Origin of the sequence: Aneurinibacillus sp. XH2 (genome assembly GCF_001439585.2) — a bacterium.
In the GTDB taxonomy this organism is placed as follows: domain Bacteria; phylum Bacillota; class Bacilli; order Aneurinibacillales; family Aneurinibacillaceae; genus Aneurinibacillus; species Aneurinibacillus thermoaerophilus.
The window spans coordinates 2,650,712-2,672,580 of the sequence record NZ_CP014140.1; the positions used below are offsets into that span (position 1 = coordinate 2,650,712).

Below are 21,869 nucleotides of genomic sequence, written 5' to 3' on the forward strand. Positions count from 1 at the left end.
TATAAACGGGCCGCGAGCACCGCACGCAGCCCGTCCATCTTAGTCTCTGTCATTAGATGAAAAAATCCAAATGTATTCGAGCAATTGCAGCACGGCTACCAGCGTGGAAGCTACATACGTCAGCGCGGCTGCGCCCAACACTTTATCGACGCCACGCTTTTCGCTCTCTGCAACAAACCCTTCAGCAAGCATCAGGCGCTTGGCGCGCGCACTCGCATTAAATTCGACCGGCAACGTTACGACCTGAAAGGCCACTGCCGCAGCGAAGAAAATAATCCCAATAAGCAAAAGATTCGTCATTTTAAAGAAAATCCCGGCAAGCAACAAAAACGGCGCAATTCCGGAGGTAATATTCACGACCGGGAACATGCGGTGGCGCAATACCAGCATACTGTATCCTTCCTTGTGCTGAATCGCATGCCCAACTTCGTGCGCCGCAACGGAAATGGATGCAATGGAATTTCCGTAATAAACCGGCTCTGACAAACGCACCACATTAGATATCGGGTCAAAATGGTCAGTCAGTGTTCCAGGCACTGGTTCGACCGGCACATGATGCAACCCATTATCATCCAGAATACGGCGCGCCACTTCCGCTCCGCTCAACCCAGACCGCGCCGTTACTTGGGCGAATTGATTGAAGTTCCCTTTTACTTTAAATTGTGCCCAGATAGTTAGCGCGAAAGCGGCCAAAATCAACGGCGTAATCCATGTAAATACCACGGTTGCAACTCCTCCTTGATTCATTATAACAGTATGATTTAAGATTTCTTAAAACGGTGCGTCGCCGAGAAGCAACATAAGGGTATGCAAAAGCGAACTTCCCTGTAGCGAGAGTTGTTTGGCGACCAGACGCGCCTGCCTCTCATCCATTGTCCTAAGATGTAGCGTTAATTCCCGCACGCGTTGTTCCAAGTTTCGCATCTCGCCCTGGATTTCCTGCACGCTTTGTACGACATCTACCACATCTTTCGTCATTTCGCCATCCTGCCACTGAACGATCCGTTCCCTAATTTCTTCAAGCGTTAGCTTCTGGCGTTTTAAGCACTCAATCAATCGCAGGCGATCGATCGTCTCCTCAGGATACAGGCGGTAATTCGCTTCCGATCGCTCCGCACTCAAAAGTCCAAGATTCGTGTAATAATCGATCGTGCGCTTGCTTACCTGCGCTTGTGCCGCTACTTCTCCTATACGATAGAACTTCCCATTAGTTTCACTTCCTTCCGCTCTATTTTTATTTTAGCATATATTTTGCAAACCAAACAGTAAAACGTGATAGTTTTATGCGTCCGCTATAGTTTGATAAGGGTTTGTTTGATGACCAGGCCATTCTCCTGCATACGCATCAGCTAACCGTTTAAACGAACGCTCATCCCATTCGATATGCAAGAGTGTTCCGTTTTCATATCCAGCAATCGGGATATACCCCTGCTGAAGCGGGTATTCCTCTTCCAATTTCTGATATTCTGTAAGCGACATTAGCATCGTAGCTAACGGGTTTGCTTCCAGTTCGCTCAGATTAACGATCTGATATACATCAAGTAATTGCGGCGTCATGGTCACGACGAGCAGGCGGGTTTCTTCTCCTGCTCTATTTTTTCCCACTTTCTCACCGACCCACAGCAAAATCTCAGCTTCGCGCGCCTGCGGGTTCGGGTGACGCCGCATCATCCAAAGCGCCCGGTACATCGCCCCCATTGCTTGCTCCCGTGCACCCTCTTCCCCGAAACGGTTCTCCATTAAGCGATAATCAAAATAAAACGAAAAACCTTTTTCACTAAGTCTCTCAAAGGAAAGCTCTCGGCCTGGTGCCGTTTTCTCTGGCATCCCCTCATCCTCTTCTTCACCTGGATCGTAGTGATAAGCTTCAAGCAACAATGTAGTCGCTTTCTCCTTTTCGGTCACAGGAAACGAAATCGCCTCTGAATAAAGGTGAATAAGACCGGAGTCGGCCTGGGCTGTGTAATGAACCCAAACAGCGTTCTGTTCAAGAAAGCGAACCGCCATATACCGCATCGTGTCATCCACCGCATCAAACAGGAGCGGGTAGCCGAGTGGCTCTTCCGGGTCAGTCACTACCCAAAGCACCGCGATCCAGTTCTGTTTATAACGCGTGAAATCCAGATAAACCTTTGCCTCCGCTTGCTCGCCGAACGCGTCAATATCATCATAAACAATCACAATCTCTACATCTCCCCTAGCATTCAATCGGGGAAAGTATTGCTTTCCGTCTTCTTCGACCATATGGTATACATCCTGAAACGCCAGGCGGTTTAATACCTCTCCCATCGTTTCTTCCCCCGGCGAAACCCGTTCTTCCGGCAAAGGGATATCAGGTTTTAACCGTTGCCACGCTTCGCTCACATCCGCGCCCTCCCCTATTCTTCCGCAAGCAAATTTTTCTTAATAACTTTCCACTTTTCCATTTTTTTTATAAATTTATAGTCTGTAGAATCGATATGAATTGGCGTCATCGTAATGTATTTGTTTTTGATCATATGGTAATCATTGTTTTTGATTTTCTTCAGTTCACTATATTCGCGATCCAGCCAGTATTCCGGCACACCGAATGCACCCGGCCTTTCATCAATGCGATCGCGATAGTGGTGAATGTCAAGTCCTGTGACAACCACACCCTTCAATTCGTCTGCTTTCACATGTGGAATGTTCATATTGATCAGCACATCGACCGGGATGTCATGAATTTTTATCTCTTCCCAAACGGGACGCACAAGTTTTTCCACTTCTCCGAAATCATCTTTATGGAAATGGTTATCATATGAAACAGCGATCGCCGGAATTTCGTAAATCACCGCCTCACGCGCTGCGCTTACTGTACCGGAATAATAAATATCTTTTCCAAGATTAACCCCAGCATTTATTCCAGAAATAACCAGATCAGGACGTCCCTTTAAAATGACATTAAGGGCCATTTTTACGCAATCGGCCGGCGTACCATTTACCGCCCATGCTTTAACATCGTTCATACCATGGAAGTCAACCTGTTTAACGGTCAATCCTTCCCGCACAGTAATACGGTGACCTTCTGCGCTTCGTTCTGTATCAGGAGCCACCACGATAATTTCAGCAAGTCCTTCCAGCGACTTTACCAATTTATGAATACCAAGGGCATGAATCCCGTCATCATTTGTCACTACTATTTTATACATTGTGAATCCTCCACATGAAATGTTCTTTTTTATTCATTTTACTCTTTCAACCTGGAAAAATCACGAAAAGGCAGAAAATAACCAGAAAGCTCCTTACTGCTCCGGGCATCTTCATTTTTCACAAATTGTTTAGAAACAACGTGTGCGATGCGTATAAAATCCATGTATATTGGTGTAGGAATATCATGTAAAATACACTCGGATCAGCAAAAACGTAAATGGGAAGGAATAGTCATGAATATTTTTGAGGAGTTCCAACGTGTTTTCGAAACGCACGGCATCCCCTATCATCCAGAAAAAAAAGGGGAATATCGCTACCTCTACCGTACTGACGAGGAAATGCGGGATGCTGGCATGACGGCTGACAATATAATGCTTGATCTGTTCTTTGATAACAAAAACGAAGCGATGTTTCTCGGAATGATTCGCATTCCTCATAAACACCGCGGCAAAAATATCGGCGCTAACCTGGTTAGAATTATGAAAGAATATGCGAAAGAACGTCACTGGGTTATCATTCTTGAAAGTGCACCAGAAAATTTGCTATTCTGGCAAAAGATGCATTTTTCCAGCTTTATGTACGAAACATACGGGTTTTGGATGATGGGATATGGAGCAAAAAGCAAATTGGTTTTCAAAGTGAAGTGGACACAAATGAAGAAGCATCTATACGCGAAAGCATAAATTAAAGCACTGAAAAACTCGCGGGCGGGTACGCTTCGCCAGTTTTTCAGTGTTTACCATTAACAAACACTTCAGTGTAAACCATTCTTCTACTCTATCCATTTCACGTTTTGAAACGGATAAAAAATAAACTCCGCTTTTCCTACCACCTTGCTGCGAGAAATAAAACCGATCTCTCTGCTATCCATACTACGGTTCCGGTTATCACCCATCACGAAGTACGAATTAGGCGGCACTTTAATTTTGTCAAACTCCCCTAACGTAACTTCGTTAATGTACGGCTCATCCACTATCTTGCCGTTACGGTACAAAACACCATTTTTTAATTCCAGTTCATCGCCTGGGACACCGATAATGCGCTTAATATAATCTTCTTCATCATTCGCATGCAAAACAATGACATCGCCATATCTTGGGTTTCGCACATAATATATCCATTTATTAACTACGATACGCTCATTGTCTCCCAGAGTCGGATACATGGAGACCCCTTCCACTACATATGGCGCGAAAAAGAAGATGCGTACCATCACTAGCAACATCGCAAGAACCAAAAAGTACCTGCTAAAGTGCACGATTCCCAAGTTCCTTTTCACCTTCCCGTTTCCCCCCGCACAAAATTTTACTTTTATTTTCTCTGTTTTCCTTTCATCTGTACAGGGGAATAGGTTGTCGAATCGCTTCTTATTTTGCGGCTATCTCATTTACCTTCGCTCGCCTTTAGCAATACGAACTTTACCTTGTCATGCAGGCTCATCCAACGAACGCTGGCCTCATATGAGATTCGTGTTCCTCAGGCCGAAGAGTTGCCGCCGGCTTCCTTCAGATTTAACCTCACGGTCGACACCCTTGCCATAAGCTAATGGCTACTACTACCTTCGCCATTCGGGACTTAAACTCTAGAGATGACACTCATGCCGGGCACACACGAAAAACTCCCCGTAATTTTTACGAGGAGTTTTAGTTGCATTAAAATATTATCCACGCAAGTTGACCCATACGCTCTTGACCTGGGTGTAAAGTTCAAGCGCATAACTTCCCATCTCACGTCCGATGCCACTTTGCTTGTAACCGCCAAACGGCGATGCGGCGTCAAATACATTGTAGCAGTTCACCCAAATGGTACCTGCCTTGATTCTGTCGGCCAGTTTATGAGCGTTGGTAATATTCTGTGTCCATACGCCCGCTGCAAGGCCATATATCGTACGATTCGCGCGTTCAACCAAATCATCTATGTCTTCAAACGGCAACGCGGCCAATACCGGACCAAAGATTTCTTCCTGGGCAATTGTCATATCGTCCGTCACATCAGAGAAAACGGTCGGCTGCACAAAATATCCCTGCTTCAACGCTTCTTCTTCCCGCACAGCAGTTATCATGCGTGCGCCTTCTCTCTGTCCGATATCAATATAATCAATGACACGGTTAAATTGTTCAGCAGACACCAGCGGCCCCATCTCCGTGTCCGGGGATAAACCATTGCCGACTTTAATTTTCTGGGCATGCGATACCATATCACTTAACACGTTATCGTATACTTTCTTGTGAACGAATAGACGCGAACCGGCACAGCATACCTGACCTTGGTTAAAGAAAATACCTGTTAGCGCACCTGGAATCGCCCGCGACATATCTGCGTCCGGCAGAATAATGTTCGGCGACTTGCCGCCAAGTTCAAGCGAAATTTTCTTCAGGGTGCCCGCTGCTTTCTGCATAATCAGGCGTCCTACTTCTGTTGAGCCGGTGAACGCGATCTTATCCACATCAGGATGTTCGACCAGAGGCTGACCTGCTGTTTCGCCGAAGCCAGGCACGATATTTACGACCCCTTCCGGGAAGCCAGCTTCCATAATCAACTCCCCGAGACGAAGTGCGGTCAAAGGCGTCTGCTCTGCAGGTTTCAGTACGACTGTATTACCGCAGGCCAGCGCTGCTCCAAGTTTCCATGCCGCCATCAGCAACGGGAAGTTCCATGGAATAATTTGCCCGACTACGCCTACGGGCTCCCGTTTTGTATAGTTAAAGTAATTCGGTACGGATACTGGAATCGTCTGTCCATAAATTTTGGTTGCCCACCCCGCATAATAGCGGAAATGGTCAACTGTTAGCGGTACGTCCGCGTTCAGCGTTTCGCGGATTGGTTTTCCGTTATCCAGCGTTTCAAGTTGTGCTAATTCTTCCGCATTTTGTTCAATCAAATCAGCCAGCCGATACAACAATTGTCCCCGCTGTGACGGAGTCATCTTGCTCCATGAGCCATTCAGAGCCTCTCTTGCCGCTTTAACAGCTCTGTTAATATCCTCAGCGTCTCCCTCGGCCACCTGGCATAGCACTTCTTTTGTTGCCGGATTGACCGTTTCGAATGTTTTGCCGCTTGCCGATTCGACCCATTGACCATTAATAAGCATTTTTTTCGGCTCTTTGAGGAATTTTTCAACATTCGGGTGTAAAGATGGGGAAGCTAACTGCATGAACAAATGCCTCCTTATACTTTTTTGGAATGTAACTCCACCTCCTACTATATATGAAAACGTTAGCAAAATAAATATATTTTTTTAAAAAAAGCAGAATATTTTATCTATTTATTTTGTCGACAAAATTCAACAAATAGTGTTTCCTCGTAGAGAAAAAGGATATGTTTCTTTATCACTGTAAAGTAACATATCCTTTCCTGTATCATAAAAAAGCTTGGATTCTTACCGCTCTGGTGGCCGTTTTCTCTTACCGCCCAAGCTCGGATATTTATGGCGCGATTTCGGATGCCGCATGACCATATACGGTTCCAATTCCCCATTCTCGTACATGAACGGAATCGGTGAAATCGGCACATCCCCACGCATGGAAAAATCGACCGCTATCTGCGCCAGTATATACGCTCCCTTGGCGTCGGCCAAATCCGCAATAATAAGGACGTCCTGATGCGGCAGCGCCACACCCATTTTCCCTTTTACTTTCTGCTCCATCCAAGATAGCAAATCCGGATTTAGCACACGGCTAGCGCTGTAACTATCCTCACCTGTAAAAAAGTAAAATACATTATTACCAATACGATCCTGCTTCGGCGTACTTTCAAGCCGCGCAAGGTTAGCGAGCGCTAATTCGTGCAATCTATCTTTTGTTATCTTCGCCTCCGCGACCATATCCCGAGTAATCAAAAAATAGCTCGTTTCCAAATCGAGCGCATACAACAGCACAGTTTCAGCTGTATGTTCGCGCCATACCACCTCTTTATTTTTCTCCGCTTTCACAAAAGAAGGATGGCGAATAACCGGATAAATCCGCGTCTCATTGCCGTGTAGCGCATGCTCCTTCACGGCTTCGCTGGCCGTTACAACCACTTTAGCCACAAAATCCTCAATCCATTGTTCTTTTTCTGATTCATGCTGCTCCACTTTCGTAAATAGCGGGGTGAGCCTAATTTCTAGTTCACCGCCCTGCTTTTCGGAGTGGCGCAGCGTTATAGTCTCCAGCCGCTCTATATCACCTATAACTTGCCATTCTTCTGAAAGCGAGCGGCTTAAATTTCGGACGACTCGCTGATGCACTTCTTTTTTTAGTTCCAGCTTTCTGTTTTCCTCCATCTTTATCTCTTCCTTACACTTTATATTTTCCCCGTCGCTATTCATTCGCCAAAATCGAGATAAAACATTCACCTCTTCTTTCCGCTCTTACGTTGCCTTTCTGTGAAAGATGCACCTTCGTTCCAAAAGCGACATTCCTATGTCCAAAACAATTTCTGTTCAAACTCCTGAATGATGAGATTCGGGTTCTCTCCCGTCCATTCCGCCAAACGAGCAAGCGCCTCACGGATAAATGCGATAAACTTTTCCAGTTCTTCCTCGTTAAATACAATTTCATCCCCGTTAACGCTCGAAGTCACCACCATAGAAGTAACGAATCGCGTCATCGGCACGTATTCGTCATTAAGAAAATAAAACACGTACGGATATTGTTCAACAAGGCGACTTGCCCAGGCGTTCACCGCTTCATTCTGCATAACATCTTCCAGTTCGCCGGAAAAACCGTAAAATGAAAACACAAGTCCTGCCTTTTTCTGGCGAATCCGTTCTTTGTCTTGCAACACTTCGTCAAAAAAAGTAACCAGTTTTGAAATATCCTCCTGCTCAACCTCTTCGCGCGAAATTTGGATGGGCGTAATATGGGCGAACTCATTATCTTCTGCCAGCTCTTCTTCCTCTTCTGCGCGCTCCGGTTCCCCCCCTATCTCCGCCTGCTTTTCTTCCATCGCAATACGTTCCGACATCATCTTCAACCATTCTTCAAAACGGCGCCAATCCGCTTCGTCCAATTCCCAGCCAATGGCTTCGGCAAACGCTGTAGCCCGTTCACGAGCATCCCATCCAAGCGCCTCGCACGTATCATAAATCATCACAAATCGGCTCTGCATAAACGTTCGCTGTTTTTCCGGGTGAGAAGGAAGCACGAACGTCCGGTAAATCTGTGCCGTCTCCTCATCTGTCCAATCAAAAAATGCGGTCGCATCATAGGTTTCTCTCTCCGCCCCTTCAATGTATTTTCCGATGCGTTTGCCTAAAAATTCATCCGCTTCTGCCATCAGTTCTGGAGAGAGACGCAGTTGCAGCCGACCTTCTCGACGTAACCCCAGCTCAATTTGTCCTAAAATGTCTTCCACTATACGAGCGATTTGTTTATAACTGTGATGCTCAATTTTTTCCCGGGTAATAACATATATTTGCGGCTCATCACGTCGTTCCAACGCTCTGTTTGAACCATGTTCATTTTCCCCCGAATTAGGTAGAGAAGCACTTTCCTCCGCTAGCTCTTCCCAAGGTATCTCGCCCGTCCGTTCCGCATCCACGCACTCACTTTCGTGTTCTTTCTGCTTTCGTCCTGCAAATACTTTGCGCAGGAATTGTCTGACCATGCTTCATCCTCCTGTTGCCTTTTCCTCAACGTATTCGACACGCTTTTCTTTTTTTCCTACACTATTTTACTGGGAAAAAAACGACACGAAAAGCATCAAAAGCACGTAATCCGTGCACGCTAAAAATCTAATTGACAACAATCGTGCCTGTGCTTTATTATAATCCAATCATGATTCAATCGCCGAATCCGAAAGGAGCGGGGGACCCATATAATAGGGGTGAATCACCTCTGGTGTAGGGCATTGCCTTGTGTCCGAACCCGTCAGCTAACCTCGTAGGCAAAGTTAAGGAGAGGAATTATGGTCAGCTTTTTCAGGAGTGTATTGAAGAGGGAAAATAAAGCAAAGTCACTGGAAGAACTACAAACTGATGCTAAAAAATGCTTGTCCGCTTTGATAGGGAAAAAAGTGACTGTAACAGTGGAAACAAACCAAGAGAAGAAAGAAATGAAAGGAATTCTAAAAAAAGTATCAGCCGAAATTATGGGAAATAAACACCAATGCTTGCATTTCTACCTCGATATTAATACGCAAAGCATCGGGACAATGGAAGTGAGTTCAGTATATGAAGATGACAAAAGCATAGTCATTCTCTGCGAACCGGACTATGCGCGACCAGGCCACTACAACAAAATTATTACTGTGACTAAATAATATACGCACCCTGCTTTTACAGCAGGGTGTCAAACTAAATGCTGCTAAAATTGACTAATCAACACGCCTGATAGAAAACAAACCATAACGAGATTGATACCTCGCTATAGTCTGTTTTTTGTCTTCTCATCCTCTCACTATTCTCCTCTGAACTGCGGCTTGCGCTTTTCGCTGAAAGCATTGAGCGCTTCCACGCGATCTTTAGTCGGAATAATCGTTTCATAAGCTTTCGTTTCAATTTTCAAGCCGGTTTTCAAATCAACTTCCGTCCCGTAGTTGATAGCATATTTCGCCTGAATAACGGCGAGCGGCCCATTCTGCATTATTTCTTCCGCCAGTTCCCGGCATTTAGGAATAAGTCCCTCACGCGTTGTCACTCCGTTAAGAATGCCGAGCGATTCAGCTGTTGCCGCATCGATTTTACGCGCTGTCAAAATCAGTTCTTTTGCTTTGCCTTTTCCGATAAGGCGGGGCAGGCGCTGCGTCCCGCCTGCGCCCGGAATAATCGCCCAACTTACTTCTGTCATGCCAAGCTTCGCTGAGTCGACCGCATAACGAAAATCGCAGGCTAGCGCCATTTCAAAGCCGCCGCCGAAACAAAAGCCGTTAATCGCGGCGATGGTCGGCTGGGGAAGCTCTTCTACCATATCGAACACGAAGCGAATTTTATGGATAAACTGGCGTACCTGCGCTTCGCTCATTGTCCGTCTTTCTTTCAGATCCGCACCCGTGCTGAACGAACGCTCTCCAGCCCCAGTGAAAATGACGGCACGGATGTCCCTGTCAAAGCGGATCTGATCAAGAGTTTGCTCAAGTTGCGTGAGCGTTTCATAATCAAAGCAATTCAATTCATCGGGACGATTCAGTGTTACAAATGCAAGGTGTCCCTCTTTTTCCATCAGTACTTTCGATTTTGCCGCTCCTTCATTATTCATGCATTTGCCCTCACTTTTCCTATCGTTTTCCATACACTTTTGCAGTAAAAGTTCGACAAATGTATGCGTTTTCCTTCTATTATTAATGCTCATCATATGAATAGCACAACAAATATATTTTGCAACGAAAGTTCCTTAACGGTTTGTCACAATGTTTTCCCAACGCGCCATCCAAGCAATCCCTTCCCTTACCCACTGTTCGATTTCTTTGATTTTATCCAGGGCAAGACCAAGCGCCTGCCCTATCGAGTAGATAAGAGCAATTTCTTCCGACACAATTTCCTTGTCCAGCGACGCCAACTTAAACATTTTGCGAATCAACATCATTTTCTCCAGTGTAGTAAGATAAGGACTTACCTCTAATGCTAACGCTTTCGGATCTTTCGGGTTTTCCAAATCATCATGGAAGATCTGGCGCTCACGCACAGTAAATGTATCCAGGTTTACTTGCTGAAAAATTCTTTCCTTTTCTTCTTCATCCATGTATCCATCTGCTTGCGCCACACAAATCAATAAACGAATTTCATATAGTTTCGGATGGCTAGCCGCATCCGTTATTTCTTTCATCTATTTTAATCCTCCTTTATGAAAACGCTTTACCAACATTATAACACTTTTATTTATCATAATTTGTGATGAAAATCGTAACGTTTCTGTCATATATACGTCCGTTCCAGATAAATATGACTTGTCTACATGAGAAACGGCCCCGCCGCTTGCGAGGAAGGGCCGCTTTTGTTTCACCTATTCCTTTATTGAGTAAAGCGTCTGCGTCAGTTGCGTGATGGAGGATGCGAGTTGCTCCAATTTTGCTTCAATGCGAACAAGCAAATAAAGCGTAATTGTCACCGGAAATCCGACATTGGAAATAAACGCTACCCACTCATTCACCACTTTTTCTCCTACACCACGATAGAGGATACGGTCTGATCAAGCAAACGTGCAGCTTTCTTTCCGACCACATGGCCCGCTTTTGTTACAAACATCTGTTTATCCACAATAAGGTCCATCACCCGGGCCACTTCCACCGAATCTACCGGCAGTTTCGGATTAGGAATTATAATCCGCATGGTGCCGCCACCGCTCATCGTGAACGTCAATTCCAGCGTTTTCATTTTGTCTTCCTCCTTCACCTTTTTAGACATCCAGATTTACGCTTCTATCAATTCGCGCTCTACGATCTGATAGACACCAACAAGTGGCAGAGTTTGAAGCGCTCCTAAAGCATTGGCTACCTCCCAGATGTCTTCCTGGCTAACGGTCAGCGCCAAATTCTTATACGTTTTTTTCGTTACTTTCATGTCTCCTTTGGCATCCATTCCGTCTTCAAACAACAATACCATCTGCATAGCCTTTACGTTTTCTTTTACTGCCATTTTGCTCCCTCCTTCCCTTCGGCCCGTCGGCCTTTCTACTTTATAATTCCGCGCATCTTTACCAGACGGGGACAATCTAAAAGAAAAAAAGAGGGCTTATGCCCCCTCTTTATTAACGATTGATCCGCTGTATAGCTTTGCTTTCTCCGTGAATCGGAATGGCGCGCGTTACCGCGCGTGAAGCCCGCAACATTTCCCTTGCTTCCAAACGCGCAATAATAAACGGTGCAAGCCGCTCGGCTACAAGATACAACGCCCAGCCAAGTACAAGCCCACCCAGCACGTCGAATACCCAATGAATGCGCAAATACAGCGTCGTAAAAATAATAAGCACGCTATAAATGCTCCACAGAGTCGCAAACCGTCTGTTCTCACGCAAAGCCAAAAGCAAGCAAGAGAATGCGACCGACGTATGCAGACTCGGAAAACAGTTTTTCACGGAATAAGGAACGTGACCCCAGTTATGTCCCATGATCGACCACACCTCATGCACGTTAAAAAATAAATAAAACGGCAAGGCGATCATTCCGTGCACGAACCAGTTTACGAACAAAAGACGAACAAGGGTTTGGCGATTCACCGTTATGTACGCATACACCGCGTATACAAGATATACGGCGATAAACCCAATAACGTACACGTCATACAATGGATCATGTACCGTTGGTTCCCGAAACCAAAAAAATGATCCGTCATTGTAGGGAATAGAGGCCATGAATGCATTTGCGTCAAAATAAAACGGCTGTTTCTGCGCCCAGGCATGCAACGGTTCATTGGCCTGGAAAATTAATGTAGAAATAATGCCCATTCCAACAATGAGCAGCAGAATAAGTGTGTTCGTAAGCCATTGATGGCGGTTTGCACATCGTATCCGCTCCATGTCACGCTCCGTTACCGTAAGGGGAAGAAAAAGCAAAATAATAAATAAGCTGTTAAAGCCAATTTCATACGAAACGAGGAGCGCGATAAATAAAACAAACCAAAAGCGTTGCATCATCATTTTATGTCACCTTTTCTACCTTAACTAAGCATTCTCTCTATAACTATCTACCGCGCAACTCTAAAAATAAATTATTCAAATAAACGCGTCAATTCGGTGATTTTTTCTTGATCTTTTAATTGCGCGCGCCTAGCTGTGGAAAGCGTCATCTGTCCGAGCGCTCGATAACCGGGCACAAAATGAGAAGCGCACCCTTGAATCGCCGTGATATGCGTCGCGACCGTTGCCACATCTCCGCGCGCCACCGGCCCTGTCAGTGCCCTAACTGTCCCTTTTTCAGCCACATTTTGCACCGTCGTTTTGATAAGAGGAACAAGAGCTGGCAATGCCTGTTCCTCCTCAATTCCGACCAGCTTCATTAATTCCAATGCATAATCAATAACACCGACCAGACCATTGGAAGCGATGCTGGCAGCTGCATGATACAGCGGCTTCTGTCGGGCATCAATCACAAAATACCGGCGACCCAATTCATCCAGCCAGGCGCTCAGCATTTCCACTGCGGCCGCCTCACCCTCTATGCTAAACATTGCCTCCTCCATCGCTCGTGCACCCGATTCTCCATCAGCAAACGTTTGCAGAGGATGCAATGAAGCAACTAGCGCGCCTTTGGCCGTAAGCGGCGCCAATAATTCAGAAGTACCGGCTCCACTCATATGAAAAATCAACTTTCCTGCAATATGTATTCCGCTATCGACGATCTCTTCCGTTACACGTTCAATAGCTCCGTCATTCGTTGTAATGGCGATCCAATCGCTGCGTTCCAATAGGTCACGCACTGTTTGGAATGCCTGGCATGTCTCGCTAACAAATGCGGAAGCTTTTTGCGCATGCGCGTATGTGCGGCTATAATAGCCGGCGACCCTCCTGCCGCGCCGCGCCAAATAAATGCCGAAAGCGGTGCCTAGCCTCCCGGCTCCGATAAAGCCGATGGTTTCCATTTTTTCTCTTCTCCTCCTATTGTGCCTGCTTTTCAATATAGCATGCAGCAATCCCTGCAAAAAAACAAGACAATCTCCATGTTATTTTTGATAAAAAAAACTATTATCTAAGCAGAAGCATATTTTACTTTGTAAAGTTTATGTAAATTTTATAAGATCCACGTTGTCTTTCGGTAAATTTTTAATTAAGATTTCAATGTCCAACGTGATTTGCTAAAATGAACTTTGTATGAAAAAATTTTTGGAGGTATTGTTGCATGATTTTCTCGGCAAAACGAGATGTTTTCCTGGAGATGCTTTCCACAATCGCAGACAATGTCAGAGACTCCGCGAAATACTTCGTTGATTTTAAAATTAAAAACGAAGAAGATTTAAAAGAATTCGCCACTAAGATGAAAGAATATGAAACAAAAGGCGACAAGTACATTCATGAAATTATTGTAGCACTCAACAAGACGTTTATTACCCCGCTGGAAAGAGAAGATATCCTCGAATTAGCGAACGCGATGGACGACATTCTGGATGGCATGGAACAATGTGCTTCACGTTTTGAGATGTATAACATCACACAAGCCGATGACTACATGATCGAATTTACCAAAAAAATTCTCGAAAGTACGGAGGAAGTAGCTAAATCCACCAAATTACTGAACAAAAAGAAATTGATGGATATCCGTCCGCACGCGATTAAAATCAACGATTTGGAATCTCAGTGCGACGAATTGCTCCGTGTCTGTATTAAAGAACTGTTTATCAAAGAAAAAGACCCGATTAAAATTATGCAATATAAAGAGCTGTATGAAATCTTTGAAAGCATTTCAGACAGCTGTGAAGACGTAGCCGATACCCTCGAAACGATCATCATGCGAAACGCGTAAGGAGAGGCTCTTTTTTATGGATACAACACTGGTACTTATCATTGCGATCGTTTGTCTCGCGTTGGCGTTCGACTTTATTAACGGATTTCATGACACGGCCAATGCAATCGCGACTTCGGTATCGACACGTGCGCTCTCCCCACGCGTGGCAATTATTCTTGCGGCTACGATGAACTTCGTTGGCGCGCTTACATTCACCGGGGTCGCCAAAACGGTAACAAAAGGAATTGTAGACCCTTTTACGCTGGAAAACGGTTCTGCCGTTGTACTGGCAGCTTTGATGGCGGCGATTGCCTGGAACCTGATTACATGGTGGTATGGAATTCCGAGCAGCTCTTCGCACGCCCTCATTGGTTCTATTGCAGGCGCAGCCATTGCGGCTGCCGGTTTTGATGCCCTGAACTATAGCGGTTTTATCAAAATTATTGAATCCCTTGTCATTTCGCCATTTATCGCGTTAGCAGTCGGTTTTATCATCATGTCTCTGTTTGCGATCATATTTAAAAATTTCAATCTTGGCAAAACGAACCGGGGATTCCGAACCTTTCAAATCTTTACCGCTGCCCTACAATCATACTCGCACGGCACAAATGATGCACAGAAAGCGATGGGGATTATTACGCTAGCGTTAATTGCCGGGGGATTTCAGAGTACGACCGATATCCCGGAGTGGGTGCGGTTTAGCGCTGCACTCGCTATGGGGCTGGGCACATCAATTGGCGGCTGGAAAATTATCAAAACAGTCGGCGGAAAAATTATGAAATTGCAACCGGTCAATGGGGCTGCGGCAGATTTATCTTCGGCACTTATTATCTTTGGATTCACTGCGCTCCATTTACCCGTTAGCACGACCCATGTAATTTCTTCGGCTATTATGGGCGTAGGTGCCGCCAAAAGGGTCAAAGGTGTAAAGTGGGGGGTAGCTCGACGGATCGTTATCACGTGGATTATTACTTTGCCAATTTCCGCGCTGCTTGCCGGCATTTTCTATAAAATTGTGGCGCTATTTCTATAACAATCACCCAGCGGAAAAAACCGCTGGGATTTTACTTTTTACAACTGTATATTTGCACTTTCACATTCCCCAACCCTTCAACAGCATGCACAACCATAATGCCCAGTTTCGTGTCGTTCGCTTTATCTTGCAATTGCTTAACAACAAGAAATAAATCTTGGTACAAGTATGAGAAGTCAACATGTCTATGCGGATATTTCTGCTTTAGCTTCTGGTCTACATCCTTCAACTTCTTTCCTGTCACTAACAAATTCTGTGCCAATTGAGCGCTGACCTGAGGGGTTAACTTATACCTTGCCTGATACTCCAGAATATCTTTATATATAGTGCTTATCTGTTCAATCACTTCTTCGCCGTGCAACGCCTGGAATTCCGTTAAATAACTTGCTGCCACATGCTGTTGATATTTCATAAATCCAAGATAAAAAACGGTAAGAATGAACATATACAAAATCAAATATTTTCCGATTTTCTTTTTCAACTCAATCCCCCTCCGCTCTTTTCCCTTCTTGTACATGTTATTCTTGTCCATTGCGGTTTTATGTCACAAAAAAAACCGAAGCATGTCCGCTTCGGTTTTTATAGAAAAAGCTCTTTCTCCCACTGCTTCATTTGTTGCTCCAGCGTAGAACGATGCACTTTATGATGCTGGATTTTTTCTCTGTGCTTTTCTACTTCCTGCTCCAATTGATAACGCCAGCGCCGAATTTCCTGAATCTTGCCGTCGCAATCATGAATTTGTTTAATACGATCCATGTAATAAACCGGAAGCCGAATAATATCCTTCTTCATGGCGACCATCTCTTCAACCAGTTTCGCCGCAAGCCGTTTCGTTTCCCGTTCCATCTGCGCGTCGCTAATGCTCGTATCAATTCGGTGCCATAGGCTGCGCAGCAAGCCTTCCTCCTCTTGGGCATCATCCTTTTCTTCTTCTCTCCGTTCCGCAAGCTCTACCATCCGGTTCCAAACAACTTTTGCTTTCCCGCCGAAAATCCCTTCAAATTTTTGAATATCATGCGGTATACGATTCATTAGCGCCGCCTTAATATTTTCTCTTTCTTCAGCGATCTGATCCAGCTGACGCTGCAGCACTTTCATATTACTTGTCTTCTGTTCCAGCAAACGTTCTTCCAACTCAATCGCATACGTATGCTCGCTCATTTTTTTCTGAAGGTGGTCATAAATTCCTTTCTTTTCCTGCCAGTAACGCAAGAAGCTCTGAATCCTAGCCTCTGTTTCTTCCGAAGTCAATTGCTCGTTCCAAAGAAACACGACATAGAGCGCAAACGGCAGCAACTTCTCACGCAAACGCTGGGCAGAAAACGCAGGCAACGTTTTGCCCGTCGGTTCAAGCAGGCGCTGGACATATATGGCGATACTCTGCGCGTCCGGGCACAGCGTCTCCTGGATTCCTTCCCCTTCGCGCCGAATCGTTTCGATCTTTTCGCCTTCGTACACAAGCAAATCAAGCAATGTCTCTCCTTGGAACTCCTTGTCCGATTTCGAAAGTTCCTCAATCGCTTGCTGCACAATAAAATTTGTATTTTGCACAAAATCCTCTTTCGTTATGTATGATAATTTTTCATTATGCACGGCCTGATTTAAACGAATTAACAGCTTTAGGAGCAATTCGTTGCGCGACCATCCGCTGGCTCTGGCCGCTTCTCTTTCTATCGTTAAGCTTAATTTGCCAGACAAAAGTTCTAATACATTGCTTTTGTCCATCAAAGCGAATAACAGGCGCGCGACCGTATCGGACAGCGAAACGAGCGCTTTGGCAAAAGCTTGTTTCTCCATGTCTCTTTCCCCTTTCCCGCTGATTTTCGCCATTGTAATACGAAATAAATGTACCATAAGAAAATAGAAATTCTTATTTTTCCTCTTTTTTGACAAATTCGACAAAAATAGAATCATTTCCTTTGGAATTTAATACCAAATTATGACAAGATTCACATGCAATCTGTGGCATAATATATGTGTAATCTCCTATTGGCACTGTCATAGCGGGTGTAGGTCATGCTAGCCGTAAACCGTAGCCAATCGGAATCTTGTTGCTATAACCACTCCTCTATTTTGCCCCTGTCTTGCCACAGGGGCGCTTTTTTTAGCTATCGTATCTAGCACCGCTTTTTTCTATCGTTCCAGATAAAATAATGTATAATGAAAAAAGCATGAGCATCTGGAGGGATTAATAAACGATGATATCACAAACTCCTTACGAAGCCATCGGGGGCGAAGAAACGATTCGCAAACTGGTAAATGCTTTTTACCTGCGGGTAGCCAAAGACCCTTTGTTGCGTCCGATCTTTCCTGAAGACTTGACGCTAACTACACAGAAACAATTCATGTTTCTTACACAATTTTTAGGCGGAGAACCGCTCTATAGCAACGTATATGGCCATCCGATGATGCGGGCACGCCATATGCGGTTCCAGATTACCCCGAAGCGTGCGGAACGCTGGCTTGCATTGATGAAAGAGGCAATGGATGAAATCGGAATGGAAGGTCCCGCCCGGGAATATATGTACCAGCGTTTGATTCAAGTGGCGCATCATATGGTGAATTCACCGGATGACGAGACGACAAACCACCTTGCTTCCCTATAATGAATATTTTTACGAAACCAGGGCAGGCTATGGGACAAACCGCAGTAACACCAAACGTCTATGGAAAAGGGGGTAAACCGTACATGAATTTTGCAGCGTTTCTTGTTGGATTAGCTGCAGTCATCACGCTCGGTTATTATCTTATCCCGGCGTTTAGTCCAAAACTTGCCGAACGCCTAAAAATCGCTGAAGCAGAAAAGGCCCCTTCCGATTCTGAAACAGAACGGTAAGGAGCCTTTCTGCTTTTCGCAAACTATACAAGCATGGCGGTGATTTTGCGTACGTAATTCTGCGTTTCTTTAAACGGCGGAATGCCACCATACTTCTTCACATTACCGGGACCAGCATTATAAGCGGCAAGCGCCAATTCAATATTACCGTTGTAGCGATCCAGCAGCGATTTTAAATAACGAGCGCCGCCGTTCACGTTTTCTTCAATATCAAACGGATTTTTTACGCCAAGCGCCGCAGCCGTCCGGGGCATAAGCTGCATAAGTCCCATCGCACCTGCCCCGGAACGCGCATTCGGATTGAACCCACTTTCTTGATGGATGACAGCCCTAAGCAATTTCGCAGGCACTCCATGCCGCTCAGCGGCCGCAACAATCACCCTTTCAATTTCCGCACGTCCTGCCGATCCCCCGTATGGATTTATCGGCACGGCCCGTGCTGTCAGCGCTGCTGGCAAAGGCGTAAATTCTTCACGCTGTCCGGCAATTTCTCCGGCCACGGATTGTCCAATGTTCGTCGTCGCCCGTGAAGACGTTGCCATCATCGCCGCTATCAAATCCGGTGCCATACTTTCTCGATCCGGATTCATCGCAAGCAGAGCCGCTTCGTCCTTTACGGCAGCTGCCAGCATATCCGCAAACGTGCCGGATTGTCCGGATAGCATTTCTTCTCCTAGCTTTTGTTTGATTTTTGGTTTTTTCTCAGCCATCGACAAGATGACTCCATCCATAAACCACTGCGATGAAGCAATTTCCATCCTACATCCCCTTCCGTATCACTCCATACTTATTCTATTTTACCCGGTTTTTCCATCATAAATAAAGAAGGAATTTTAGAAAAAACGCTATTTTACACTTCATTGTTCCCTATGTATACTGAATAAAGGTAAAGGAGGAATAACATTTGATAATCAATGAAATTAAAGGGTTGCATCTCGGAAATTTTTATTTAACTCATTCTAAGCCCAACGATACAGCCTTGATTTACCACGATAAAAAAATTACCTATGAAAAGCTGGACAAAAATATCCGGCAATACGCTGCTTATTTGCGGCAAAACGGCATAAAAAAGGGCGACGTGGTAGCGCTTAGCTGCTACAATACTCCAGAGTTTATCTACAGCTATTTTGCGATTGCCCACATTGGGGCGATTGTTGTACCACTTAATCTTACGCTTACAATGGAAGAAATTGCATATATTATCGGAAATGCCAATACGAAAGCGATATTTGTCCATGAAAACATTTTAGCCAAGCTGAAAGTAGCTCCCGAGCAACTAAAAACAGCGCTTGGTCTGCATAGCGTATTTGTCATCAATGCCGAGACATCTGCATCCATCGCCGCGCTTACGCCAGACGAAGCAACGGAAGTCAACCCGAAAGCAATATCTACCCTTCTATACACGTCGGGTACAACCGGAAAACCGAAAGGTGCAATGCTGAGCCATGAAAACTTGCTGGCAAATACCGCGTCATGCAATCGCCTACTGGAGTTGAACGCAAATGATGTCTTTATGTGTGTGCTTCCGATGTTCCACACGTTCGGATTCACTACTTCCGTCCTACTTCCGCTGTACGCGGGTTCAACCATTGTCATCCATGAGGCGTTCCAACCTAAAGAAATTATACAATCTTTACTACAAAACCGTGTAACCGTATTCTGCGGCGTACCGGCAATGTACGTTGTGTTGGCACAGGCAATGCGATCAGGTAAAGTGGAATTTCCGGACTTGCGCTTCGCCATCTCCGGTGGTTCGCCGCTGCCGGTAGAAGTGCTTACCCTATTTAATCACCAGTATAAAATCCCGCTTGTAGAAGGATATGGGCTCACGGAGGCATCGCCAGTAGTAAGCTTAAACCCGTTGCACGGTGAGAAAAAACCAGGCTCCATCGGCAAACCACTTCCGGGCGTGGAAGTACGCATTGTGGATGAAAAGGGAAATAAGCTTGGCGCTGGAGAAAGCGGAGAAATTATCGTACGCGGCCCAAATGTCATGCAAGGGTATTATCATATGCCGAAAGCGACCAGTGAAACGATTGTAGACGGCTGGCTACATACCGGCGACATCGGCTATATCGACCAAGAGGGTTATATTTTTATCGTCGATCGCAAGAAAGATATCATTATTACGCGCGGACTGAACGTATATCCACGTGAAATTGAAGAAGTATTGTACAAGCATCCCGCTGTACTGGAAGCTGCTGTTATTGGCGTTTCGGATTCGGTAAAAGGCGAGGTTGTTAAAGCATTCGTTGTACCGAAAGAAGGAGAAACACTGGACCGCAGAACGGTGCTTGATTTCCTGAAACCTCACCTAGCGGCTTACAAAATGCCGCGCTTTGTAGAAATCGTAGATTCGTTACCAAAAAACGCGACTGGAAAAATTCTCAAAAAGGAATTGCGCAATCGGCCGCACTAGCCAATCGTATGAATAATAAACAATAGTAAAATTCCAATCATAAGTATGGAAAACGGATTGTTTTTTCTCAGCGAAGAAGCCAGGCTATAAATGCTTATACACAGAAAAAAAAGAACGATAAGCACAAATAGCCACACACCTGCAAGCATATGCCGGTTCCAATTCTCTACCAGCCTTAGCATGATCGCACCGTGGAGTGCAGCGACCGCTACCGCCAACTGTGAAAGAAAAGACAAACCATGAGCGCCCGCGCGGCCAGATCGGCGATATGCTGTGCGGCCGCCGCGGCTTAACACAGCGAATAGTGTATATGGAAGCAAAGCAGCAATGACCGCAAGATAACCAATTCCCTGTCCAATCTGATACAACATGCTGCCATCAGCCGGTTCACCGCCGGCTTTCTCCACAGGCGGCCCCTGCTCTTGTGTAGGCTTTTCTTCCTGAATAGGCAATACGACCGTCTTTCCTTGTTTGGGATTCGCCTCCGTTTTTTGTTTACTGGAAGGAGAGGACTGATGGAGTGCTTCACCCTGCTGTCCGGGTGTTTCAATGATTCCCCCCTCTTCTCCTTCCACCGCCTTGTTTCCCTCATTTGCCGCTTGCGTTTCGCCATGATCCGATTCCATTGATTGCACAGGAGCCGTATCTTGATAATCCGTTATGGGAGTCATCACAAACAAAAAAAGCAAAATGCTAAGCATAACAATACCAAGCAGCAAGATACACCAGATAATGTTGCGTACCCACACTCCTGCTTCAGCTCCTTTAAACCGCTCGTACATTCATTAGTTGTATATATGCGCACCCGCTTAGAATATATAACATCAGATAAAAAAGGAATCGGTATCTATCTATACGGTTAAGTGAACTGAATGAATGGTTCCCTAATCTTTAAACCATAATCTCTTCTAGCAAAGTCTCTAAATCAAGATTTAGTTGCACTGTGTATATGGTTGAGCCAGGAAGTGGCCAGTACATCTCTATATACTTTCGCTACTTAACATAGTAAATTGTTGACTATACCAAAAACTTTAAGGACCAAAAAGAATAGTTCC

The 21,869-nt window shown here is 45.2% G+C and carries 26 protein-coding genes and 1 riboswitch; of the genes, 7 read left to right on the top strand and 19 right to left on the bottom strand.

The features are described 5' to 3' along the window. Positions 1 to 39 precede the first annotated feature (39 nt). The 4 genes from ACH33_RS13075 to surE form a co-directional block, all read right to left on the bottom strand. The gene (locus ACH33_RS13075; RefSeq protein ID WP_057899427.1) at positions 40 to 747 is read right to left on the bottom strand and encodes a zinc metallopeptidase; all 708 of its coding nucleotides are present in this window, start codon (positions 745 to 747) and stop codon (positions 40 to 42) included. Positions 748 to 771: 24 nt separating this feature from the next. Continuing rightward, on the bottom strand, positions 772 to 1,191 hold the full coding sequence (locus ACH33_RS13080) for a MerR family transcriptional regulator (protein ID WP_057899428.1): 420 nt from the start codon (positions 1,189 to 1,191) through the stop codon (positions 772 to 774). 90 nt (positions 1,192 to 1,281) lie between these two features. Beyond that, the gene (locus tag ACH33_RS13085) at positions 1,282 to 2,364 is read right to left on the bottom strand and encodes a hypothetical protein (protein ID WP_057899429.1); all 1,083 of its coding nucleotides are present in this window, start codon (positions 2,362 to 2,364) and stop codon (positions 1,282 to 1,284) included. Positions 2,365 to 2,378: 14 nt separating this feature from the next. Continuing rightward, positions 2,379 to 3,170 carry a 5'/3'-nucleotidase SurE gene (gene surE, locus ACH33_RS13090; RefSeq protein ID WP_057899430.1) on the bottom strand — a complete coding sequence of 264 codons (792 nt, stop codon included), beginning with the start codon at positions 3,168 to 3,170 and terminating at the stop codon, positions 2,379 to 2,381. 234 nt (positions 3,171 to 3,404) lie between these two features. Between surE and ACH33_RS13095 the strand changes: the two genes are divergently transcribed. Further along, positions 3,405 to 3,854, top strand: a complete 450-nt coding sequence (locus ACH33_RS13095) for an N-acetyltransferase (RefSeq protein ID WP_057899431.1) — start codon at positions 3,405 to 3,407, stop codon at positions 3,852 to 3,854. Between the two features lie 89 nt (positions 3,855 to 3,943). On the opposite strand, the gene lepB is transcribed toward ACH33_RS13095, so the two are convergent. From lepB to ACH33_RS13115, 4 genes are all read right to left on the bottom strand, one after another. Then, a complete protein-coding gene (gene lepB, locus ACH33_RS13100; RefSeq protein WP_156424076.1) occupies positions 3,944 to 4,450 on the bottom strand; it encodes a signal peptidase I in 507 nt (168 codons plus the stop codon). A gap of 381 nt (positions 4,451 to 4,831) precedes the next feature. Next, on the bottom strand, positions 4,832 to 6,325 hold the full coding sequence (locus ACH33_RS13105; protein WP_057899433.1) for an aldehyde dehydrogenase family protein: 1,494 nt from the start codon (positions 6,323 to 6,325) through the stop codon (positions 4,832 to 4,834). Positions 6,326 to 6,550: 225 nt separating this feature from the next. Beyond that, entirely contained in the window at positions 6,551 to 7,435 is an 885-nt protein-coding gene (locus ACH33_RS13110) for a DUF1444 family protein (protein ID WP_057899434.1), read from the bottom strand. A 137-nt stretch (positions 7,436 to 7,572) separates the two neighbouring features. Beyond that, positions 7,573 to 8,760, bottom strand: coding sequence for a hypothetical protein (locus tag ACH33_RS13115; RefSeq protein ID WP_057899435.1), 1,188 nt, complete (start codon positions 8,758 to 8,760; stop codon positions 7,573 to 7,575). A 170-nt stretch (positions 8,761 to 8,930) separates the two neighbouring features. Next, a riboswitch (cyclic di-AMP (ydaO/yuaA leader) is annotated at positions 8,931 to 9,057 on the top strand. A gap of 3 nt (positions 9,058 to 9,060) precedes the next feature. On the opposite strand from ACH33_RS13115, the gene ACH33_RS13120 reads away from it, so the two are divergent. Next, on the top strand, positions 9,061 to 9,414 hold the full coding sequence (locus ACH33_RS13120; RefSeq protein WP_057899436.1) for a hypothetical protein: 354 nt from the start codon (positions 9,061 to 9,063) through the stop codon (positions 9,412 to 9,414). 137 nt (positions 9,415 to 9,551) lie between these two features. On the opposite strand, the gene ACH33_RS13125 is transcribed toward ACH33_RS13120, so the two are convergent. The 7 genes from ACH33_RS13125 to ACH33_RS13150 form a co-directional block, all read right to left on the bottom strand. Beyond that, complete coding sequence (locus ACH33_RS13125; RefSeq protein WP_057899437.1) at positions 9,552 to 10,349, bottom strand: enoyl-CoA hydratase-related protein; 798 nt, start codon at positions 10,347 to 10,349, stop codon at positions 9,552 to 9,554. 135 nt (positions 10,350 to 10,484) lie between these two features. Next, positions 10,485 to 10,916 (bottom strand): DUF533 domain-containing protein, encoded by a 432-nt coding sequence (locus ACH33_RS13130; RefSeq protein WP_057899438.1) that lies wholly within the window; start codon positions 10,914 to 10,916, stop codon positions 10,485 to 10,487. 177 nt (positions 10,917 to 11,093) lie between these two features. Further along, positions 11,094 to 11,240, bottom strand: a complete 147-nt coding sequence (locus tag ACH33_RS18800) for a YvrJ family protein (protein WP_091259984.1) — start codon at positions 11,238 to 11,240, stop codon at positions 11,094 to 11,096. Positions 11,241 to 11,251: 11 nt separating this feature from the next. Beyond that, on the bottom strand, positions 11,252 to 11,464 hold the full coding sequence (locus ACH33_RS13135; protein WP_057899439.1) for a DUF2922 domain-containing protein: 213 nt from the start codon (positions 11,462 to 11,464) through the stop codon (positions 11,252 to 11,254). A 36-nt stretch (positions 11,465 to 11,500) separates the two neighbouring features. Then, positions 11,501 to 11,725: a DUF1659 domain-containing protein gene (locus ACH33_RS13140; protein WP_057899440.1), complete on the bottom strand. Its 225-nt coding sequence runs from the start codon at positions 11,723 to 11,725 to the stop codon at positions 11,501 to 11,503. 112 nt (positions 11,726 to 11,837) lie between these two features. Then, on the bottom strand, positions 11,838 to 12,725 hold the full coding sequence (locus ACH33_RS13145) for a phosphatase PAP2 family protein (protein ID WP_057899441.1): 888 nt from the start codon (positions 12,723 to 12,725) through the stop codon (positions 11,838 to 11,840). A gap of 71 nt (positions 12,726 to 12,796) precedes the next feature. Next, the gene (locus ACH33_RS13150) at positions 12,797 to 13,666 is read right to left on the bottom strand and encodes a Rossmann-like and DUF2520 domain-containing protein (protein ID WP_057899442.1); all 870 of its coding nucleotides are present in this window, start codon (positions 13,664 to 13,666) and stop codon (positions 12,797 to 12,799) included. Between the two features lie 257 nt (positions 13,667 to 13,923). Here ACH33_RS13150 and ACH33_RS13155 point away from each other — a divergent pair, with 257 nt between their 5' ends. Together ACH33_RS13155 and ACH33_RS13160 are read left to right on the top strand one after the other, a co-directional pair. After that, positions 13,924 to 14,544 (top strand): DUF47 domain-containing protein, encoded by a 621-nt coding sequence (locus ACH33_RS13155; RefSeq protein WP_057899443.1) that lies wholly within the window; start codon positions 13,924 to 13,926, stop codon positions 14,542 to 14,544. A gap of 16 nt (positions 14,545 to 14,560) precedes the next feature. Beyond that, on the top strand, positions 14,561 to 15,559 hold the full coding sequence (locus tag ACH33_RS13160; RefSeq protein WP_057899444.1) for an inorganic phosphate transporter: 999 nt from the start codon (positions 14,561 to 14,563) through the stop codon (positions 15,557 to 15,559). A 31-nt stretch (positions 15,560 to 15,590) separates the two neighbouring features. Here ACH33_RS13160 and ACH33_RS13165 read toward each other — a convergent pair whose 3' ends face one another. Next, a complete protein-coding gene (locus tag ACH33_RS13165) occupies positions 15,591 to 16,091 on the bottom strand; it encodes a hypothetical protein (protein ID WP_162265038.1) in 501 nt (166 codons plus the stop codon). A 47-nt stretch (positions 16,092 to 16,138) separates the two neighbouring features. Next, a complete protein-coding gene (locus ACH33_RS13170; RefSeq protein WP_057899446.1) occupies positions 16,139 to 17,413 on the bottom strand; it encodes a hypothetical protein in 1,275 nt (424 codons plus the stop codon). A 344-nt stretch (positions 17,414 to 17,757) separates the two neighbouring features. Between ACH33_RS13170 and ACH33_RS13175 the strand changes: the two genes are divergently transcribed. After that, positions 17,758 to 18,165, top strand: a complete 408-nt coding sequence (locus ACH33_RS13175) for a globin domain-containing protein (RefSeq protein WP_057899447.1) — start codon at positions 17,758 to 17,760, stop codon at positions 18,163 to 18,165. A gap of 83 nt (positions 18,166 to 18,248) precedes the next feature. After that, positions 18,249 to 18,395, top strand: coding sequence for a hypothetical protein (locus ACH33_RS19425; RefSeq protein WP_156424077.1), 147 nt, complete (start codon positions 18,249 to 18,251; stop codon positions 18,393 to 18,395). Positions 18,396 to 18,418: 23 nt separating this feature from the next. On the opposite strand, the gene ACH33_RS20460 is transcribed toward ACH33_RS19425, so the two are convergent. Further along, positions 18,419 to 19,153, bottom strand: a complete 735-nt coding sequence (locus ACH33_RS20460) for a lytic transglycosylase domain-containing protein (RefSeq protein WP_057899449.1) — start codon at positions 19,151 to 19,153, stop codon at positions 18,419 to 18,421. A gap of 146 nt (positions 19,154 to 19,299) precedes the next feature. Here ACH33_RS20460 and ACH33_RS13185 point away from each other — a divergent pair, with 146 nt between their 5' ends. Continuing rightward, a complete protein-coding gene (locus tag ACH33_RS13185; protein ID WP_204244837.1) occupies positions 19,300 to 20,814 on the top strand; it encodes a long-chain-fatty-acid--CoA ligase in 1,515 nt (504 codons plus the stop codon). Here the strand turns inward: ACH33_RS13185 and ACH33_RS13190 are convergent. After that, positions 20,811 to 21,596, bottom strand: a complete 786-nt coding sequence (locus ACH33_RS13190) for a hypothetical protein (RefSeq protein ID WP_139184904.1) — start codon at positions 21,594 to 21,596, stop codon at positions 20,811 to 20,813. The genes ACH33_RS13185 and ACH33_RS13190 overlap by 4 nt on opposite strands. Positions 21,597 to 21,869: the final 273 nt, after the last annotated feature.

Bases quoted from the DNA above. Each gene is read 5' to 3' on its own strand.
- ACH33_RS13170 (WP_057899446.1), bottom strand. From the start codon at position 17,413: ATGGTACATTTATTTCGTATTACAATGGCGAAAATCAGCGGGAAAGGG.
- ACH33_RS13105 (WP_057899433.1), bottom strand. From the start codon at position 6,325: ATGCAGTTAGCTTCCCCATCTTTACACCCGAATGTTGAAAAATTCCTC.
- ACH33_RS13140 (WP_057899440.1), bottom strand. From the start codon at position 11,725: ATGGCAGTAAAAGAAAACGTAAAGGCTATGCAGATGGTATTGTTGTTT.
- ACH33_RS13125 (WP_057899437.1), bottom strand. From the start codon at position 10,349: ATGAATAATGAAGGAGCGGCAAAATCGAAAGTACTGATGGAAAAAGAG.
- ACH33_RS13075 (WP_057899427.1), bottom strand. From the start codon at position 747: ATGAATCAAGGAGGAGTTGCAACCGTGGTATTTACATGGATTACGCCG.
- ACH33_RS13115 (WP_057899435.1), bottom strand. From the start codon at position 8,760: ATGGTCAGACAATTCCTGCGCAAAGTATTTGCAGGACGAAAGCAGAAA.
- ACH33_RS13175 (WP_057899447.1), top strand. From the start codon at position 17,758: ATGATATCACAAACTCCTTACGAAGCCATCGGGGGCGAAGAAACGATT.
- ACH33_RS13165 (WP_162265038.1), bottom strand. From the start codon at position 16,091: ATGGACAAGAATAACATGTACAAGAAGGGAAAAGAGCGGAGGGGGATT.
- surE (WP_057899430.1), bottom strand. From the start codon at position 3,170: ATGTATAAAATAGTAGTGACAAATGATGACGGGATTCATGCCCTTGGT.
- ACH33_RS13130 (WP_057899438.1), bottom strand. From the start codon at position 10,916: ATGAAAGAAATAACGGATGCGGCTAGCCATCCGAAACTATATGAAATT.
- ACH33_RS13095 (WP_057899431.1), top strand. From the start codon at position 3,405: ATGAATATTTTTGAGGAGTTCCAACGTGTTTTCGAAACGCACGGCATC.
- ACH33_RS13155 (WP_057899443.1), top strand. From the start codon at position 13,924: ATGATTTTCTCGGCAAAACGAGATGTTTTCCTGGAGATGCTTTCCACA.
- ACH33_RS13160 (WP_057899444.1), top strand. From the start codon at position 14,561: ATGGATACAACACTGGTACTTATCATTGCGATCGTTTGTCTCGCGTTG.
- ACH33_RS13135 (WP_057899439.1), bottom strand. From the start codon at position 11,464: ATGAAAACGCTGGAATTGACGTTCACGATGAGCGGTGGCGGCACCATG.
- ACH33_RS13145 (WP_057899441.1), bottom strand. From the start codon at position 12,725: ATGATGATGCAACGCTTTTGGTTTGTTTTATTTATCGCGCTCCTCGTT.
- ACH33_RS13190 (WP_139184904.1), bottom strand. From the start codon at position 21,596: ATGTACGAGCGGTTTAAAGGAGCTGAAGCAGGAGTGTGGGTACGCAAC.
- ACH33_RS19425 (WP_156424077.1), top strand. From the start codon at position 18,249: ATGAATTTTGCAGCGTTTCTTGTTGGATTAGCTGCAGTCATCACGCTC.
- ACH33_RS13110 (WP_057899434.1), bottom strand. From the start codon at position 7,435: ATGGAGGAAAACAGAAAGCTGGAACTAAAAAAAGAAGTGCATCAGCGA.
- ACH33_RS13120 (WP_057899436.1), top strand. From the start codon at position 9,061: ATGGTCAGCTTTTTCAGGAGTGTATTGAAGAGGGAAAATAAAGCAAAG.
- ACH33_RS20460 (WP_057899449.1), bottom strand. From the start codon at position 19,153: ATGGAAATTGCTTCATCGCAGTGGTTTATGGATGGAGTCATCTTGTCG.
- ACH33_RS13150 (WP_057899442.1), bottom strand. From the start codon at position 13,666: ATGGAAACCATCGGCTTTATCGGAGCCGGGAGGCTAGGCACCGCTTTC.